Genomic DNA, 17,358 nt, shown 5'->3' on the forward strand with positions numbered 1-17,358 from the left:
CCTTCCCCATCCGCGCGGAACCCGCTGGGCCTGGGCCGGAGGTCGACACCGGTATAGAGTCTTTGGAGGTGTTTCCCCTATTACCGAGGAGGTCGACGATGAGCGGGATCGCCCGGATGCACTCGGTCGTGCTGGACTGCCCGGATCCGAAGGCGCTGGCAGAGTTCTACTCCGCCCTGGTCGGGTGGAAGGTCACGCGAGTGGACGACGACTGGGCCACGGTCGGCGACGGGGGGCAGTTCCACCTGTGCTTCCAGCTGGCGCCCGATCACAAGCCGCCCATCTGGCCGGACCCGGAGCATCCGCAGCAGGCTCACATCGACGTGGTCGTCGACGACATGGCGAAGGCGGAGGCCGAGGTCCTGGCCCTGGGCGCGGTGAAGCACGCCCACCAGCCCGCCGAGAAGGGAAGCTTCACCGTCTTCCTCGACCCGGCCGGGCACCCCTTCTGTCTCTGCGACGCCAACTGACCGCCTCACCTTCAGCGTGATCATGCATGGGTTCCCAGTGAGGGTGGCTGACCGCCTCACCCTTCAGCGTGATCATGCATAAGTTCCCATGCGGCGCGCTGACCTGCGAGAACGGACATCTTGATCATGCAGTCCGAACTGCATGATCACATTCGTCGGTTCCCCTGGTGGCTCCCCAGGGGAATCCGTGCATGATCACGCTGCGGGTTGGGGCCGCTCGAGGCATGCCTCCGGGAACGTGTGCATGATCACGGCGCGGTTGTATCGGGGGCATTGGACGTGCCGGCTTGGGCGTCAAAGTCGGCCGCCGAGGCTCCGAGCGACCCGCCGATCGCCGCTATCGCGTGCACGAGCCGTACGCCCGAGCCGTCGCGGCGGCCGAGCTCCTCGGGGAGCGGCACCGGCTTGCCGGTCGAGGACACGGCCTTGGCGGGCGCCGGGCCCGCCCACGCCAGCAGCAGGACGTCCTCGCCCTTCAGGAAGCGCTGGGCGCGCACTCCTCCGGTCGCCCGGCCCTTCGGGGGGAACTCGGCGTAGTCGGAGACCTTGCCCGCGCCCATCTGGGTGCCCGGCAGGGCCGTCGATGAGCCCGCGATCGTCACAACCCGTGACTCCCGGCTGGGATCGACCACGCCGAACCAGACGACCCGGGCGTCCCCCTCCAGGCGGACCCCGGCCATCCCTCCCGCGGGGCGGCCCTGCGGCCGGACCGCGGAGGCGGGATAGCGCAGGAGCTGGGCGTCCGAGGTGATGAAGACCAGGTCATGGTCGGGGGAGGCCAGTTCGACCGCGCCCACCACGGTGTCGCCCTCACGGAGCCCGATGACCTCGAAGTCGTCGCGGTTCACCGGATATTCGGGAACGACCCGTTTGACCACGCCCTGGGCCGTGCCGAGGGCGAGCCCGGGGCTGTCCGGGTCGAGCGAGCCCAGCCCGACGACCTTCTCGTCCGGGTTGAGCACGACATATTCCGAAACGGGGTGCCCGCCCGCCAGCGTCGGCGGATTGGCCGAAGGCGGCAGCGCGGGCAGGTCGAGCACCGACACCCGGATCAGGCGGCCCTGGGAGGTCACCACACCCACCTCACCCCGGACCGTCGAGCGCACGACCGACACGAGCACGTCGTGGGCCGCCCGCTCGCCGTCGCCCTCGATGGGCGTGGCGTCGGCCGTACGGGCGAGGAGGCCCGTGGAGGAGAGCAGCACGAGGCAGGGGTCGTCGGCCACCTCGAGGGGCACCACGGCGGCCCTGGCCGCGCCGGACGACTCCAGCAGGACGGTGCGCCGGGGCGTGCCGTACGTCTTGGCGACCTCGGCCAGCTCGCTCGACACCACCTGGCGGAGCCGCGTCTCGGAGGACAGGATCTCGGAGAGCTCGGCGATGTCCGCCTGGAGCGTCTCCTTCTCCCGGTCCAGCTCCAGCTTGTCGTAGCGGGTCAGGCGGCGCAGCGGGGTGTCGAGGATGTAGTTCGACTGGATCTCGCTCAGCTCGAACGTCTCCATGAGCCGCGCCCGCGCCTGGGCCGAGTCGTCCGAGGAGCGGATGACGCGGATGACCTCGTCGATGTTGAGCAGCGCGATGATAAGGCCGTCCACCAGGTGGAGGCGCTCCTCGCGCTTGCGGCGCCGGAAGAGCGACCGCCTGCGGACGACGTCGATCCGGTGGTCGACGTAGACCGTCAGCAGGTCGCGCAGGCCGAGCGTGCGCGGCTGCCCGTCGACGAGCGCCACGTTGTTGATGCCGAAGGTCTCCTCCATCGGCGTCAGGCGGTAGAGCTCCTCGAGCACGGCCTCCGGGTGGAAGCCGTTCTTGACCTCGATCACCAGGCGGAGGCCCTTGTGGCGGTCGGTCAGGTCCTTGAGGTCGGAGATGCCGCTGAGCTTCTTGGAGGTCACCAGCTCCTTGATCTTCGTGACCACGCGCTCCGGGCCGACGTTGAAGGGCAACTCGGTGACGACGATGCCCTTGCGCCGCGGGGTCACGTGCTCGATCGTCGCCTTGGCCCGCATGCGGAACGTGCCGCGGCCGGTCTCGTAGGCGTCCCTGATCCCGCCGAGGCCGATGATCGAGCCGCCCGTGGGCAGGTCGGGGCCGGGGATGAAGCGCATCAGCTCGTCGAGCGTCGCGTCCGGCTTCTTGATCAGATGCCGGGCCGCCGCGATGACCTCGCCGAGGTTGTGCGGGGCCATGTTGGTCGCCATCCCGACCGCGATGCCACTGGTGCCGTTGACCAGCAGGTTCGGGAACGCCGACGGCATGACCGAGGGCTCGGTCTCCTGGCCGTCGTAGTTCGGCTTGAAGTTGACCGTGTCCTCGTCGATCGACTGCACCATGAGCATGGCCGTCGCGGCGAGGCGGGCCTCGGTGTACCGCATGGCCGCCGGCAGGTCGTCCGGCGAGCCGAAGTTGCCGTGCCCGTCCACCAGCGGAAGCCGCATGGAGAACGGCTGCGCCAGACGCACAAGCGCGTCGTAGATCGCGGCGTCGCCGTGCGGGTGCAGCTTGCCCATCACGTCGCCGACTACCCGCGAGGATTTGACGTGACCCCGGTCGGGGCGCAGCCCCATCTCGCTCATCGAGTAGAGGATGCGGCGCTGGACTGGCTTGAGACCGTCGCGAGCGTCGGGGAGCGCGCGCTGGTAGATCACCGAGTAGGCGTACTCCAGGTAGCTGTTGCGCATCTCCGCGGAAACGTCGATGTCGACGATCCGCTCCTCGAACTCCTCGTCCGGCGGGCGTGTGGTCGTGCGTCGGGCCATATCGAACATTGTGCCGATGAAGGCGCGTGGTCGCGACTCAGCTCCGGTTCCCGCCCGATTCCGCCGCTCATGTCCCGAACGTGTCGCGCGCAGTCGTTCCCTTCACCCGGGACAACGCGCGGCTCATGCCGTACGGAACGGGCCGGCCGTCGCCCTCCCTGCCACGCCGAGTGGCGGGGACGGGGGGTTTCACGCGCGGTGGGCGGGGGATGCCGCACGGGCCGTGCCGGGTGGGCGGTGGGTCAGCCGCGGGGGCCGGCTCCCGGCCACGGGCCAGGCGTGATGCCCTCGTCCTCGTCTCCCGGCACGTTGAGCTTGGTGTCGAAGATCCGGAATCCCCGGGCCTGGTAGTTCGCGAGGGCCGCCGGGCCGTCCAGGGAGCAGGTGTGCACCCAGACGCGGCGGGTCTCGTCCAGCTCGGGCCAGCGCTCCGCGATGTCCCAGGCGCGGGCCGCGCCGACGGTGAGAAGGTGTCCGCCCAGGCCCTGGCCGATGGCGTACGGCAGGAGCCCGAAGTTGGTGATCTCCACGACGCCGCCCTCCCGGGCGACGAGCTCCACATATCCGGCGGGCGTGCCGCGCACGTAGGCGACCCAGGTCTCGGTGCCGGGGCGGCTGAGCCAGTCCATCCACTGCGCCCATGTCCACGGGAGCCGGTTGGTCCACTGCCAGTCGCCGCCCACGGCGGTGTAGAGGAACCGGCTGAACTCCGGAGCCGGGGTCTCGGCGCGGACGACGTCGGCGGCGGCGAGAGGCGGGCGGCCGGGCCGGAGATCGTCGGGGCTGGTCTGTTCGAGATACCACGTGGTCACGTCCATAGCGGGATTTATCCAACCATGTCGCATTGCCCCGGCCAGGTGACCGGGATCCGCTTAGTGGCAGCGGGAGCGGCGGGAAGCCCCCGGTCCCGTGCCGCCATGGTCTCTTGAGCAAGCGGTTGCTTGTTTTATGGGCGTCGCTCTACGCTGGGGGAAATGGCCCGACCGGCGTCGATGGAGGCATGATGATCGAGTTCCATCCCGTGACCCGCCACATCGCGGCCGAGGTGACCGGGGTCGACCTGCGCAAGCCGCTGTCGGAGGACGAGGTCCACACGATCCGGCGGGGCTGGCTGGAGCACAAGGTGCTGTTCTTCCGCGACCAGCACATCAGCGACGAGGAGCACATCCAGTTCGCGGTGAACTTCGGCACGATCAACCACCCCGCCTTCAAGAAGGACGGCGGCACCGCGATCCACGTGCTCGACCAGACCGACCCCAAGGGGGAGGGCGGCGACGAGTGGCACAGCGACAACACCTTCGAGCCGATCCCGCCGATGGGGTCGCTCCTGCGCTGCGTCCAGTTGCCGTCCGTGGGCGGTGACACGTTGTGGGCCAATACCCATCTCGCCTACGAGACCCTCTCACCGCCCATCCAGCGGCTCTGCGACGAGCTGACGGCGATCCACGACATCACGGCCTCGATGAAGAAGGCGATCTCCAAAGGTCACGACTTCGACCTGGCCGAGGTCCAGCGGAAGTGGCCGCCGATCGAGCGCCCCGTCGTACGGGTCCACGCCGAGACCGGCCGCAAGGCGCTGTTCGTCAACCGGTCGTCCACGACCCGGCTCGTCGGCCTGTCCGACCGGGAGAACGAGGCCCTGCTGCCGCTCCTGATCGACCACATCCGATCGCCCGAATATCAGGTGAGGCTCCGCTGGCGGCCGGGCACCCTGGCGTTCTGGGACAACCGGAGCACGCAGCACTACGCGGTCGCGGACTACACCGAACGGCGCCGCATGCACCGGGTGACGATCAATGCCTTTCCCGAGCACCTGGACCGCTGACGACGGCTCGGCACATGCATGATCACGATGGGCATCAGCCCAGGCCATCAACGCGTGCGGGAATCCGTGCATGATCACGTTGTGGGTGTGCGCAGGCCGCGAGAGCCGTACGGGAATCCGTGCATGATCACGCTGAAGCGGGCGGATTCGTCACCGGGACCTGGTACGAATGACCGAGTGAGCGAAGAAGAGACGCTGCGGGAAGAGGCCGAGGCGCGGCTGCGGGCGCTGGCGGGCGAGGGCGCGCGCCTGCGGGACGACCAGTGGACCGCCATCAAGGCCCTTGTCATGGACCGCCGCCGCGCCCTGGTAGTGCAGCGCACCGGCTGGGGCAAGTCGGCCGTCTACTTCATCGCGACGGCCCTGCTGCGCGAGCTGGGCGAGGGACCCACGGTCATCGTGTCGCCGCTGCTCGCGCTGATGCGCAACCAGATCGCGGCGGCCGAGCGCGCGGGCATCCACGCCGCCACCATCAACTCGGCCAACCCGGAGGAGTGGGAGAAGACCTACGCGCAGGTCGCCGAGGGCATGGTCGACGTGCTCCTGGTCAGCCCCGAGCGGCTCAACAACCCCGACTTCCGCGACCACGTCCTGCCCGAGCTGGCCGAGAGCGCCGGGCTCGTGGTGATCGACGAGGCGCACTGCATCTCCGACTGGGGTCACGACTTCCGCCCCGACTACCGCCGCATCCGCACGATGCTGGCGGATCTACCGCCGGGCATCCCGGTCCTCGCGACCACCGCAACGGCCAACGCCCGGGTCACCCGGGACGTCGCCGAGCAACTGGCCACCGGCGCCGGCCCGGACGAGCCAGAGGGCATGTACGGCGGCGGGCCGCCGCACGACACGGCGGATTTCGACGACACGGCAGACGCCGGGCTGGCCGGGGCGCTGGTGCTCCGGGGGCCGCTGGAGCGCGACAGCCTCCATCTCGGCGTCGTACGGCTTCGCGGCGCCGAGCAGCGGCTGGCCTGGCTGGCGAAGACGCTGCACGAGCTGCCGGGCTCCGGCATCGTCTACACCCTCACCGTGGCCGCCGCGCAGGAGATCGCGGCCTACCTGCGCGAGCAGGGGCATCAGGTGGTCGCTTACACGGGACAGACGGAGCCTGCCGAGCGGCTGGCCGCGGAGGAGGACCTGCTCGCCAACAGGATCAAGGCTCTGGTCGCGACCTCGGCCCTCGGCATGGGCTTCGACAAGCCCGACCTCGGCTTCGTCATCCATGTGGGAGCGCCGGCGTCGCCCGTGGCGTACTACCAGCAGGTGGGGCGAGCCGGCCGTGGCGTCGAGAAAGCGGAGGTCATCCTGCTGCCGGGCGCCGAAGACCGGGAGATCTGGGCCTATTTCGCCTCGCTGGCGTTCCCGCCGGAGCCTGTGGTGCGCGCCACCCTCCAGGCGCTGTCGGAGCAGGGCGTGATGTCGACCGCCGCCCTGGAGACGCGCGTCGACCTCAGCCGGAGCCGCCTGGAGATGATGCTCAAGGTGCTCGACGTGGACGGCGCCGTCCGGCGGGTCAAGGGCGGCTGGGAGGCGACCGGAGAGCCGTGGAGCTACGACGCCGACCGCTACGCCCGGGTCGCGGCCGAGCGGAGGGCCGAGCAGGAGGCGATGCTCGGCTACATCACCACGACCGAGTGCCGTGAGGAGTTCCTCCGCCGCCACCTCGACGACGAGACCGCCACACCGTGTGGCCGTTGCGACAACTGCACCGGAGAGCACCGCTCGCCGGAGATCGCGGCGGAAGCCGTACAGGCCGCGCATGAGCGCCTGGCACGGCCCGGGGTGGAGGTCGAGCCGCGGCGGCAGTGGCCGACCGGCCTGAGCGACCTGAAGGGGCGGATCAAGCCCGAGCTGTCCGCGGACCCCGGCCGCGCCCTGGGCCGCCTCACCGACATCGGGTGGGGCACCAGGCTCCGGGAGCTGTTCGCCGCGGGCGACGGCCCGGTGCCCGACGACGTGTTCGACGCCGTGGTCGCGGTGCTCAAGTCGTGGAGCTGGGCGGAGCGCCCCGTCGCCGTGGTGAGCGTTCCCTCGGCCGCCAGGCCCGTGTTGATCCGCACACTGACCGAGCGGCTGGCGCAGATCGGCCGCCTCGCCTATCTGGGCGAGCTGGGCTATCGGAACGGGCCGCCCGGCAGTCAGTTCAACAGCGCCCAGCGGGTGGGGGCCATCCGGGGGACGCTGGCGATGCCGCGGGACGTCGCGATCAGGATCGCCGAGGCGGGTGGCCCGGTCCTGCTGGTCGACGACCGCGTGGACACGGGCTGGACCATGACGCTCGCCGCGGCCCAGGTCCGCCACGCAGGGGCCCCGGCGGTGCTCCCGCTCGCCCTCGCCACGACGACCTAGGTCCCCTTGACGGGCGGCTGCCGGGGGTTCAGGTCAGCGACGGTCCCAGGTCAGAGGCGGGGGCGTGCGCCGAGGTTGGAGATGCACTTGGCGGCGAGGGAGTTGCCGGCGGCCAGGGCCTCGGCCGGCGGCTTGCCCTCCAGCCACGAGGGCAGGAAGCCGGCGGTGAAGGCGTCACCCGCGCCGGTGCCGTCCACCACCCGGTCGACCGTCTCGGCCGGCACGCGAACCGGCTCGGACCGGCTGTTGGTGTACCAGAGCGAGCCCTCGGCGTTCAGCTTGATGACGACCTGCGGGAACCAGGCGGTGAGCACCTTCGCCGCCGCGTCGGGCTCCTCCCGCCCGGTCAGCACCTTGGCCTGGTCGGCGTTGGCGAACAGCAGCTTGGCGCCGTGCGTCCACTCCAGGAACGGCTCGGCCCCGGTCCGCTCGACGGGGGCGGACGAGGCGCAGTCCACCGAGATCGACATCCCGGCCCGCCGGGCGAGGTCCAGCGCGGCCAGACCGGCGTCGCGCGATCCCTCGTTGATCAGCGTGTATCCCGACATGTGGAGGTGGCTGCCGCCGGCGAACAGGTCACGCGGCAGGTCCTCGGGGGAGAGCGCGGCGTTGGCGCCGGGGTCGGACAGCATGGTCCGCTCGCCCTTGTGTGTGACCAGCACGACACAGGTGCCGGTGGGGCGCTCGGGGTCCATGACCAGCCGGGCGTCCACGCCGTAGCCCATCAGCTCCATGTCGCGGTTGCGGCCGGTGATGTCGGCGCCACGGCGGCCGACGAAGGCCACCTCCGAGCCTTCCACGGCGAGCCAGGAGGCGATGTTCGCTCCGGAACCGCCACCGTGCATGGTCACGACGGCCGGGGTGTCGCTCGCCCTCGCGAGAGGGAACCTGGCGCGGGCGACCGCGTCCGTCATGAGATCGCCCACCACGACGACCCGCGTCATGATGTCACCACCTTGCCAACTGCTTGTGGAGGCGAGCGCGCCATGCCCGTGGAGGGCCGGCGTCCTCTCCGTGCTATGAGGCTGACGCCCAGAAACCTAACAGTTTCCGGCGTCGCCGTGGGGCATAGAGCGGACACCGGGGCACAGTCGATGCACAAGCGTTGTCCAACCCACCGGCGGCGATCTGGTCAATCCCGTACAAGTGCGGTCTCCGAGGGGCCGGGGTCGACCCGAGGTAAGCCAGGAGCCTAACAAAAGTATGGATTCGCCCAATACGGAGCAAGGCGGACACCGGTAGCCTCTCGTTCGTGCAAGCTCAGTATCCCGCCCACTGGGAGGCGGACGTCGTGCTCTCCGACGGGGGCACCGCACACCTGCGCCCGATCAGGCCGGATGACGCCGACCTGCTGCGGTCGTTCTACTCCCGGCTCTCCGAGGAGTCGATCTACTTCCGCTATTTCGGCCCCCGGCCCCGGCTGACCGACCGCGACGTCGCCTATTTCACCAACGTCGACTACAACAACCGGGTCGCGCTGATCGCCACGATCGGCACTGAGATGGTGGCCGTCGTCCGATACGACCGGGTGAAGCCGGAGGACCACGCCGAGGTGGCGTTCCTCGTGGAGGACGCCCATCAGGGGCGGGGCGTGGCGGCGGTGCTGATGGAGCACCTGCGGGCCGCGGCGCGCGAGCGTGGCATCAAGACCTTCATCGCCGACGTGCTGCCCGGCAACCACCGGATGATGGGCCTGTTCCGCCAGGCGGGGTACACGGCGCAGAGCCAGTTCGAGGACGGCGTCGTCCGCATGACGCTCGACCTCGCCAGCACCGACACCGCTCTGGAAGTCAGGCTCGCCCGGGAGCACCGCTCCGAGGCCCGCTCCATCGAGCGGCTGCTGAAGCCCGAGTCGGTCGCGGTGATCGGCGCGAGCCGCGAGCCGGGCGGGATCGGGCAGACCGTCCTGCGCAACCTGCTCGGGGCCGACTTCTCCGGCCCGGTCTATCCGGTCCACCGGCACGTGCGGGCCGTGGCCGGCGTCCGGGCCTACCGCGGCGTCTCGGCGATCGACGGCGACGTCGACCTGGCCGTGCTCGCCGTACCCGCGGAAAGCGTCCTCGATGTCGTCGAGGAGTGCGCGCGGAAGGGCGTCAAGGGCCTCATCGTGGTCTCGTCGGGCTTCGGCGAGACCGGCCCGGAGGGCCGCGAGCGCCAGGACGAACTCGTCAGCATCTCCAGGGCGTACGGCCTGCGCGTGGTGGGCCCCAACTGCCTCGGCATCGCCAACACCGACCCCTCGGTCAGGCTGAACGCCACCCTCGCGGCGACCCTGCCGGGACGGGGCAGGGTCGGCTTCTTCAGCCAGTCCGGCGCGCTCGGCACGGCCCTCCTCCAAAGGGTGGCCCAGCGGGGCATGGGCATCTCGACCTTCGTCAGCGCCGGCAACCGGGCCGACGTCTCCGGCAACGACCTCCTCCAGTATTGGGAGGAGGACCCGGCGACCGACGTGATCCTGCTCTACCTGGAGTCCCTCGGAAACCCGCGCAAGTTCACCCGGCTGGCCCGGCGGATCTCGCGGAGCAAGCCGATCGTCGTCGTCAAGAGCCGGGGAGTGCCCGGCGGGCACGCCGCCCCCGTGCTCGGCCTGCCCGACAGCGCGCTCAGCTCGCTCTTCGAACAGGCGGGCGTGATCCGGGTCGACGACCTGACCCAGCTCTTCGACGTGGCGCAACTGCTGGCCTACCAGCCCCTGCCGGCGGGCCCCCGGGTCGGCGTCGTCAGCAACTCCGACGCGCTCGCGCTACTGGCCGTGGAGGCGTGCCTCGGCGCGGGCCTGGAGCCGAGCCCGCCCGTCAACCTGGGCGCGCGGGCCGGTGCCGCCGAGTTCGCGAGCGCGCTGACCGGCGTCCTGCCCGACGTGGACGCGGCCGTCGTCGTCTACATGCCGCCGATCCCCGGCAACAGCGACGAGGTCGCCGCCGAGCTGGTGCGGGTGGCCCGCGACTCCGGCAAGCCGGTGCTCGCGACCTTCCAGGGCGAGATGGGCATGCCGCCGGAGCTCCGAGTGACCTCCATCCGCGAGACCTCCGAGCCGGCGGCACCGGAGCGGGGCTCCATCCCCTCCTACCCCGCCCCCGAGGAGGCCGTGCGCGCCCTCGCCCATGTCGTACGGCATGCCCGCTGGCGCGGCGAGCCCGCGGGCACCGTCCCGGCCGTCGAGGGGATCGACGCCCGCAAGGCGTGCGACCTCGTCGCCGGGGCTCTCGCGGGAGACGGTCGCCCGGATCGGGAGATCGACGCCACCGGGCTGCTTGCCTGCTACGGCATCGAGGTCTGGCCCGCCGAGGTGGTGGCGTCCGCCGACGAGGCCGTGGCCGCCGCCGGCCGGATCGGCTGGCCGGTGGTCGTGAAGTCGGCCGACCCCGACTCCTCCCGCCGGGCCGGAGCCGTCCGGATCGGCCTGAGCGAGCCCGCAGGGCTCCGGCAGGCGTACGCCGACCTGGCGGATCTCCTCGGGCCCGGCGCGAGCCTCGCCGTACAGCACATGGCTCCGCAGCCCGCGGTGCCGACCGTCGTCGGCATGCGGCAGGACCGCCACTTCGGCGGGGTGGTGTCCTTCGGGCTCGGCGAGATCGCGGCCCGCCTCCTGGGCGACCACGCGTACCGGCTGGCCCCGCTGACCCTGGAGGACGCCGCCGGGCTCGTGCGATCGGTCCGCGCCGCGCCCCTGTTGTTCGGCGAGTACGGCTATCCGCCGGTGGCCGTCGAGGCGCTGGAGGACCTGCTCGTCCGCGTGGGGCTGCTGGCCGACGCCCTACCCGAGGTCGCCCGGATGGACCTCGACCAGGTCCTCGTCGGCACGTCAGGAGTGGCCGTCCTCGGCGCCCGCGCCGTCCTGCGGCCGGCCTCGGGCCCCCGTCCGGACGTCGGACCCCGCCGCCTGGGCTGAAACCGGCGCCGATCGGATGTGAAAGCGGTGTCCCATACAGGGCAGGATGGACCCATGAGGGAAACCCGAGTCTCCGCCGCGGGCATGCGCGAGGCCATCGACCGCAGCGGCTACTATCCCGACCTGGTCGCGGACGCGGTCGACTCCGCGCTCGGCAAGGAGCAGGTAACGGCATACGTCGTGCATCACGAGGCCACGTTCGACCCGGCGATGGAAGTCCGCAGGCACGTCACGGTGCTGGTGCTGTCTCCCACCCGGCTGCTGGTGTGCCACACCGACGAGCACCCTCCGGCCGAGGGCATGCCGGCGTCGCACGCGTCCACCACCACCGAAGCCGTACGGCTCAGCCGGATCCAGTCGGTCGCGGTCACCAGAGTCGTCCCCGACCCGGCTTCCTACGTGCCTGGCGTGCCCCCCACCGAGGTCACGCTCACGATCGGCTGGGGCGCCATCTCGCATGTCGACCTCGAGCCCGCGACCTGCGGTGACGAGAACTGCGAGGCCGACCACGGCTACACCGGCGCGATCACCGCCGACGACCTGTCCCTCCGCGTCAGCGAGGCGGCCGACGGCCCCGAGGCCGTCAGCCACGTCCTGGCCTTCGCCAAAGCGCTCTCGGAGGCCACCGCCCGTTCGGCGACCTGACGGCAAGCGTCCTCGACAACCCCTGGGAGGCGACGTGGCCGAGCCCGCGCCGGTGCCGGAACCCGCGCACCCCGTGCCGCCCGCCGCACCGCCGGCCGAGCCGCCCATTGTGCCGCCCACTGTGCCGTTCGTCCCCGCGTACGGCGTGGCGTCGCTCGCGGACCTGCCGGGGTCCATGCTCGCCTCCCTCGGGGTTCCCACGACGACCAACACGCTCGGCCTGAACCCCGCCGAGCGCGTATGTCTCTTCCTGGTCGACGGCCTGGGAGCCGAACTGCTCAGCGCGCACCCCGGCGCCGCGCCGTTCCTGTCCGCGCACCTCCGGCGGACCCTCACGGCCGGATTCCCGTCCTCGACCCCGACCAGCCTGGCCACCATCGGCACCGGCGTCCCCCCGGGCGAGCACGGAATGGTCGGCATCCAGATGGCCGTGCCGGGAGAGGGGCGGCTGTTCAACTGCCTCCGCTGGACCGCGCCCGGCCTGTCCATCGACCCCGACGTGTGGCAGCCCGCCGAGACCGTGTACGAGCGCCTGGCCGCCATGGGCATCGATCCCGTCTACGTCGCCCCGTCCGCGTTCGACGGAACCGGGCTCACCCGGGCCGTCTACCGCGGCATGCGCTACCGGCCCGCCGACACCGTGGACGAGCGGATCCAGGGCGTACGGCAGGCGCTCCGCGAAACCTCGTTCGTCACCGTCTACTACGGCGACCTCGACGCCGCCGGTCACACGACCGGCTGGGGAAGCGCCCAGTGGCTGGAGAAGCTCGCGGTCGTCGACCGCATGGCCGAGCGGATCGCCGAGGCGCTGCCGCCGGGGTCGGCGCTCTACGTCACCGCCGACCACGGCATGATCAACGCTGTCGACAAGGTGGACGTGGACCAGCGTCCCGAGCTGCGGGAAGGCGTGGCCCTCGTCGGAGGGGACGCCCGCGCCCGCCACCTCTACACCGCCCCGGGCGCGGCGGCCGCCGCGCTGGAGACCTGGAGCGAGGCTCTGCGCGGCCGGGCATGGGTCGTCACGCGGGAGGAGGCCGCCGACGCCGGCTGGTTCGGCCGCGGGGTCCGGCGCGAGTGGCTCGACCGGATCGGCGACGTCATGGCCGTGCCGTACGGCGACTGCGTGATCGTCGCGTCGCAGGCCGAGCCGCTGGAGTCGTCCCTCACCGGCTACCACGGCTCCCTCACGGCCGCGGAGCAGAATGTCCCGCTGATGGAGATCCGCCGCTGATGCCCGCGGATCGGCTCGGGGGAATACCGGCGTTGATGGTCGTCCGGGCAGGGCAGAATGGCTGTCGGCCGATGTCCCGTTCTGGAGGTAGGTGCCGATGAGCCCGTTGATCACGCCCGAGGAGCTGGCCGCGCTCGACGACGTCACCGTCCTGGACGTGCGGTGGCGGCTCGGCGGCCCTCCCGGCGTCGAGTCCTACCAGGAGGGACACATCCCCGGCGCGGTCTTCTGCGACCTCGACGCCGATCTCGCGTCCCCGCCCGGACCGGCCGGCCGGCACCCCCTGCCGAGCCCGGAGGCGTTCCAGTCCGCCATGCGTCGTCTCGGCGTGTCCGGCTCCCGCACCGTGGTCGTCTACGACGAGGCCGACTCCACGTCGGCGGCCCGAGCATGGTGGACCCTGCGCTACTTCGGCCACGGCGACGTCCGCGTGCTCGACGGCGGCCTGCGCGCCTGGGCACAGGCCGCGCTCCCGGTCGTCAAGGAGACGGCTGCCGTGACGCCGGGCGACTTCACCGCCGTGCCGGGCGGCATGCCGGTCCTCGACGCCGGGCAGGCCGCGGACCTGGCCATCAGCGGCGTCCTGCTCGACGCGAGGGCGGCCGAGCGGTATCGGGGCGAGGTCGAGCCGGTGGACCCGGTCGCGGGCCACATCCCCGGTGCGGTCAGTGCTCCGACCGGCCAGAACGTCGAACCCGGCGGCCGTTTCCACGCCAAGGACTTCCTCCGCGAGCGGTTCAACACGCTGGGCGCGGTGGACGGAGTGCCGGTCGGCGCCTACTGCGGGTCTGGAGTGACGGCCGCCCACGAGCTCCTCGCGCTGGAGGTGGCGGGCATCCCGGCCGCCCTCTACGTCGGCTCCTGGTCCAACTGGGTCGCCGACCCCACACGCCCCGTCGCCACCGGCTGACGGCGGTCACCGGCTGGGCCAAACCGGTCGCGTCAGCGGTTCGTCGCCCGCGCCGAAACAGACGAAGCCGCCGATGCCGGTCTTGTCGGCCGCCGCTCCCAGGGCCTCGGCGGGGGAGCGGCCGTCCGCGAGGAGCGCGTGAAAGAGCGTCATCAGCGTCAGAGCCTCATCGTCGCGCACCGGCACCACCCCGGCCACCACGGAAGCGGATCCGCGATCGAGGAAGGCTCCGGCCAGGCCGAGAGCGATGCCGTCCACGGGGGCGTGCGCCATCCCCGCGTCGCATGCGGACAGAACCACCAGGCGCGGTGCCGTGCGGAGCCTCAGCAGGTCATAGGCCATCAGTGGCCCATCGCCGAGTGTGATCTTCGACAGCATCGGGCTACGCGGCGAGAACATGCCGTGGGCGGCCACATGGACCACGTCGGCCCGTTCGAGTGCGGCGAGCACCTCGTCCCCGGTGGCGTTGATCCGGCTTCCTCGGGGATGTGCCCGGACGACCATGTCCGCTTCCGCCCCCGCGTGCGTCAGTCCCGGCCCGGCCACCGCCACGACAAGCGGCCCGCAGCCTCCCTCGGTAACGGCCTTCATGGGAAGCGGGCTCCCTTGCTCCCGCACCGCCGGGCCGTGGGGACCGGCCATGACCTCCGAAGGTCCCTGAGAGGTCACCGGCAGACGTCTTGCCAGCCAGGACGCGGCCTCCGAGGCTACCGACAGCGGGCGTCCGCGTAGCGAGGGGAGCAACGGCCAGGGCAGCGTGCACAGGGTGCCGGTCGGCACGATCACCACTGGCCCGTCCGGCAGGCCGAGGGGTGCGAGCAGCTGCCGGTCGAGCGCGGCAAGCTCGCGGGCCAGCCCGTCAGCCGCCTCGGAGTCCTGAAGATTGCGGCGGCGCAGGCCGTACCGGACCCGGACGGTCGCCTCCGTCGTCGCCGCGTACGAGCCGAGAGGGCGCAGCGCGCGATCCTGTGAAGTGACCACGACCGCGGCGAGATCGTCCCCGTTCCGCACCAGCTCGACAAGCGAGCCTGCCAAGGGGGAGCCCTCCGCCAGAGGGCGGGCGTGAGGCTTTCCGGGCGGGGAGGCGCAGGGGTTTCCGGGCGGGGCGGCACAGGGCTTTCCGGGCGGGGCGGCACAGGGCTTTCCGGGCGGGGCGGCACAGGGCTTTCCGGGCGGGGAGGCGCGGGGGCTTTCGAGATGCGACAGGTGCGACGGCGATGTGCCGCGAACGATGGACCGCCACCGCTCGGCCCACGTGAGGACCGTCCAGGCGTCGCCGCTCTCCATGGCCACCTTCAGGCCGAAAGCAGCCAGCTCCTCGGCCGGGCGAGCCGCATGCGCGCGTAGCTCGGGCTCCGCCATGGCGGCCCCGCCGGGCCGGTCGGGTGGGTGATGCAGCGTTTCGAGGCCGGCGCGGGCCGCGTCAAGGGCGCCTGAATGATCGCCGTCGAGGTGGAGACGCATGGCCTGGGCGTGGTGCCTGACGACGGGCCGGGTGGCGGATCTCGCCACCGAATCGAGCTGCGTCCGCGCGGTGGCCCGGTCGCCGAGCCGCCAGGCCGTTTCGGCGGCGGTGAGCCGCAGCGCGGAGGAGGCGGTGGCCCAGCCGCCGTCGGCGAGGCTGGACGCGCACGACAACAGGTCCGACAGCAACTCCCCGCTCGGAGTCTCCTGGGCCAGCCGGGCGCGCAGCAGCACTTCCGTCGCGAGGGGCGTCCATGCGGCCCTGCCCTGGGCGGCCAGCTCCGACAGCGCGTCCTCCGCCATGGCTCTGGCCTGGTGGAGGTCGCCGGTGAGGAGCCAGACCTGGGCGAGTGACAACCGGGCGTCGGGAAGCGACGCCCGCGCCCCGGCGGCCAGCAGGTCCGGTACGGCCTGCTCGAGGAGCGCCCGCGCCTCGAGCGGCAGCCGGGCCGCCACGAGCGCCTCCGCGAAGTCCGCCCGCATGGCCGCAAGACGCTCGGGATAGCCCAGCAGGGCCGCCTCTGCTGCCTGATACCTCTCGAAAGCGGCTGGTATGTCACCTTGCCGCGCCGCCACGAACGGCAGGTTCCCCTCGGCCAGCATCGCGACGTGGTCGAGGCCGGCCGCCCGAGCGATCTCCGCGCACCTCGACAGGTCGGCCTCAGCGCTGCCGTACTCCTCCAGGAAGGTGTAGGCGATGCCGCGGTTGAGGAGGGCACCCGCCTGAAACTTCGGGTCCTCGTCCAGCGACTCGATCGCGCCGTGGCAGTGGCCGACCGCCTCCTGATGGCGGCCGAGCACCATGAGCGCCACCGAACGCTGCACGCCCAGCCGCGCCAGGTCGCCTCCCGTGAGCTCCCCCTCGGCGAGGTCGGCCAGGCGCAGCGCGCCTTCGGGATCGCCGAGCTGGGCCTGGATCGTCACCAGCGACATCTGGGCCTGCGCCACCCGCCGCGGGAATCCCTCTCCGACCTCGATGGCCTGCCGCAACCGTTCCTCGGCCAGAGCGAGGTCGCCCAGCTCCCGGGCCGCCAGCGCCGACGCCCGCAGCGCGACGGAGACCGCCTCCCGGAAGGCCGTCCCGACGCGTGGGCCGCCTGTGGCCTCCAGGGACGACCTGCTCTCCTCATACGGCGCGGCCGCCTCGGCCCGAGGTTCCGGAGGGCCCGGGAGCTCCGCCAGTACGGCTCTCGCCTCGGCCAGGGCGAGGTGGGGATCGGTGCCGGCGAGGGCGACGGCGGCCTCCGCTCGGGCGATGAGCGCGGCGGTGGCCACGGACTCCCGGGGCGCCGATCTCATGCTCGGACGTGCAGCCAGCGGGTGGACACCGGCGGCAGGCCCGGACGATGGCAGACCACGCTGACCCAGCCGGGAGGCAGCCCGGACACCGCGAAGTGGCCGCTCTCCGAGGGCGCGCGGGTCTTGCTGATATGAGCGGTGCGGACCTCGACCTCCCAGCCCGGGCCCGGCGGCGGGGAGACCTGCCCGGCCACCTCCAGGCGGCCGCCGACGACGGCCGGTTCGATGTCGATGGTCAGGCCGTCCGCTGTGAACCGACGCATCACCGGGCCGCCCTCCGGGGCGGTGCCGTACGTGCCGGTCTCTGGAGACGTCCCCGGGGCTGTCGCGGATCGGGCGCCCGGGGGTGCGGACACCCTGACGGGTGCGGCGATGACACCGCCGGGCAGGCGGAGCGCGAAAGCGGCGCGGGCGTCGGCCGAGACGCGGCCGGGCACCGGGTCCACCCCGGCGGCCATCCGCAGCGCGGCGAGCAGATATTCCTCGCTCATGGGCGTTCCTCCTCCGGAGAGCC

Annotated in this window: 12 protein-coding genes; 7 read left to right on the plus strand and 5 right to left on the minus strand. The window is 72.0% G+C overall.

The window, feature by feature from the left end; translation table 11 throughout:
* Nucleotides 1–98 precede the first annotated feature (98 nt).
* Entirely contained in the window at nucleotides 99–470 is a 372-nt protein-coding gene (locus N5079_RS12990; RefSeq protein ID WP_261583904.1) for a VOC family protein, read from the plus strand.
* 248 nt (nucleotides 471–718) lie between these two features.
* Here the strand turns inward: N5079_RS12990 and N5079_RS12995 are convergent, their stop codons facing one another.
* Both N5079_RS12995 and N5079_RS13000 read right to left on the minus strand, forming a co-directional pair.
* The gene (locus tag N5079_RS12995) at nucleotides 719–3,229 is read right to left on the minus strand and encodes a DNA topoisomerase (ATP-hydrolyzing) subunit A (protein WP_261583905.1); all 2,511 of its coding nucleotides are present in this window, start codon (nucleotides 3,227–3,229) and stop codon (nucleotides 719–721) included.
* A 242-nt stretch (nucleotides 3,230–3,471) separates the two neighbouring features.
* On the minus strand, nucleotides 3,472–4,047 hold the full coding sequence (locus N5079_RS13000) for a GNAT family N-acetyltransferase (protein WP_261583906.1): 576 nt from the start codon (nucleotides 4,045–4,047) through the stop codon (nucleotides 3,472–3,474).
* Between the two features lie 185 nt (nucleotides 4,048–4,232).
* Here N5079_RS13000 and N5079_RS13005 point away from each other — a divergent pair, with 185 nt between their 5' ends.
* On the plus strand, nucleotides 4,233–5,054 hold the full coding sequence (locus N5079_RS13005; RefSeq protein WP_261583907.1) for a TauD/TfdA dioxygenase family protein: 822 nt from the start codon (nucleotides 4,233–4,235) through the stop codon (nucleotides 5,052–5,054).
* A gap of 177 nt (nucleotides 5,055–5,231) precedes the next feature.
* On the plus strand, nucleotides 5,232–7,403 hold the full coding sequence (locus N5079_RS13010; RefSeq protein WP_261583908.1) for a RecQ family ATP-dependent DNA helicase: 2,172 nt from the start codon (nucleotides 5,232–5,234) through the stop codon (nucleotides 7,401–7,403).
* Nucleotides 7,404–7,453: 50 nt separating this feature from the next.
* On the opposite strand, the gene N5079_RS13015 is transcribed toward N5079_RS13010, so the two are convergent.
* Nucleotides 7,454–8,347 (minus strand): carbohydrate kinase family protein, encoded by an 894-nt coding sequence (locus N5079_RS13015; protein WP_261583909.1) that lies wholly within the window; start codon nucleotides 8,345–8,347, stop codon nucleotides 7,454–7,456.
* A gap of 308 nt (nucleotides 8,348–8,655) precedes the next feature.
* Between N5079_RS13015 and N5079_RS13020 the strand changes: the two genes are divergently transcribed.
* From N5079_RS13020 to N5079_RS13035, 4 genes are all read left to right on the plus strand, one after another.
* Nucleotides 8,656–11,295, plus strand: coding sequence for a bifunctional GNAT family N-acetyltransferase/acetate--CoA ligase family protein (locus tag N5079_RS13020; protein ID WP_261583910.1), 2,640 nt, complete (start codon nucleotides 8,656–8,658; stop codon nucleotides 11,293–11,295).
* A gap of 54 nt (nucleotides 11,296–11,349) precedes the next feature.
* Nucleotides 11,350–11,940: a DUF5998 family protein gene (locus N5079_RS13025; RefSeq protein ID WP_261583911.1), complete on the plus strand. Its 591-nt coding sequence runs from the start codon at nucleotides 11,350–11,352 to the stop codon at nucleotides 11,938–11,940.
* A gap of 34 nt (nucleotides 11,941–11,974) precedes the next feature.
* Nucleotides 11,975–13,171, plus strand: a complete 1,197-nt coding sequence (locus tag N5079_RS13030) for an alkaline phosphatase family protein (RefSeq protein ID WP_410007779.1) — start codon at nucleotides 11,975–11,977, stop codon at nucleotides 13,169–13,171.
* Between the two features lie 97 nt (nucleotides 13,172–13,268).
* Nucleotides 13,269–14,081, plus strand: a complete 813-nt coding sequence (locus N5079_RS13035) for a sulfurtransferase (RefSeq protein WP_261583912.1) — start codon at nucleotides 13,269–13,271, stop codon at nucleotides 14,079–14,081.
* A 6-nt stretch (nucleotides 14,082–14,087) separates the two neighbouring features.
* Here N5079_RS13035 and N5079_RS13040 read toward each other — a convergent pair whose 3' ends face one another.
* Nucleotides 14,088–16,844 (minus strand): CHAT domain-containing protein, encoded by a 2,757-nt coding sequence (locus tag N5079_RS13040; protein WP_261583913.1) that lies wholly within the window; start codon nucleotides 16,842–16,844, stop codon nucleotides 14,088–14,090.
* Nucleotides 16,841–17,335, minus strand: coding sequence for a hypothetical protein (locus tag N5079_RS13045; RefSeq protein ID WP_261583914.1), 495 nt, complete (start codon nucleotides 17,333–17,335; stop codon nucleotides 16,841–16,843). Before N5079_RS13045 ends, N5079_RS13040 begins: the two co-directional genes overlap by 4 nt.
* Nucleotides 17,336–17,358 lie beyond the last annotated feature (23 nt).

Source organism: Planotetraspora sp. A-T 1434, assembly GCF_025420585.1.
Classification (GTDB): Bacteria; Actinomycetota; Actinomycetes; order Streptosporangiales; family Streptosporangiaceae; genus JAOEGB01.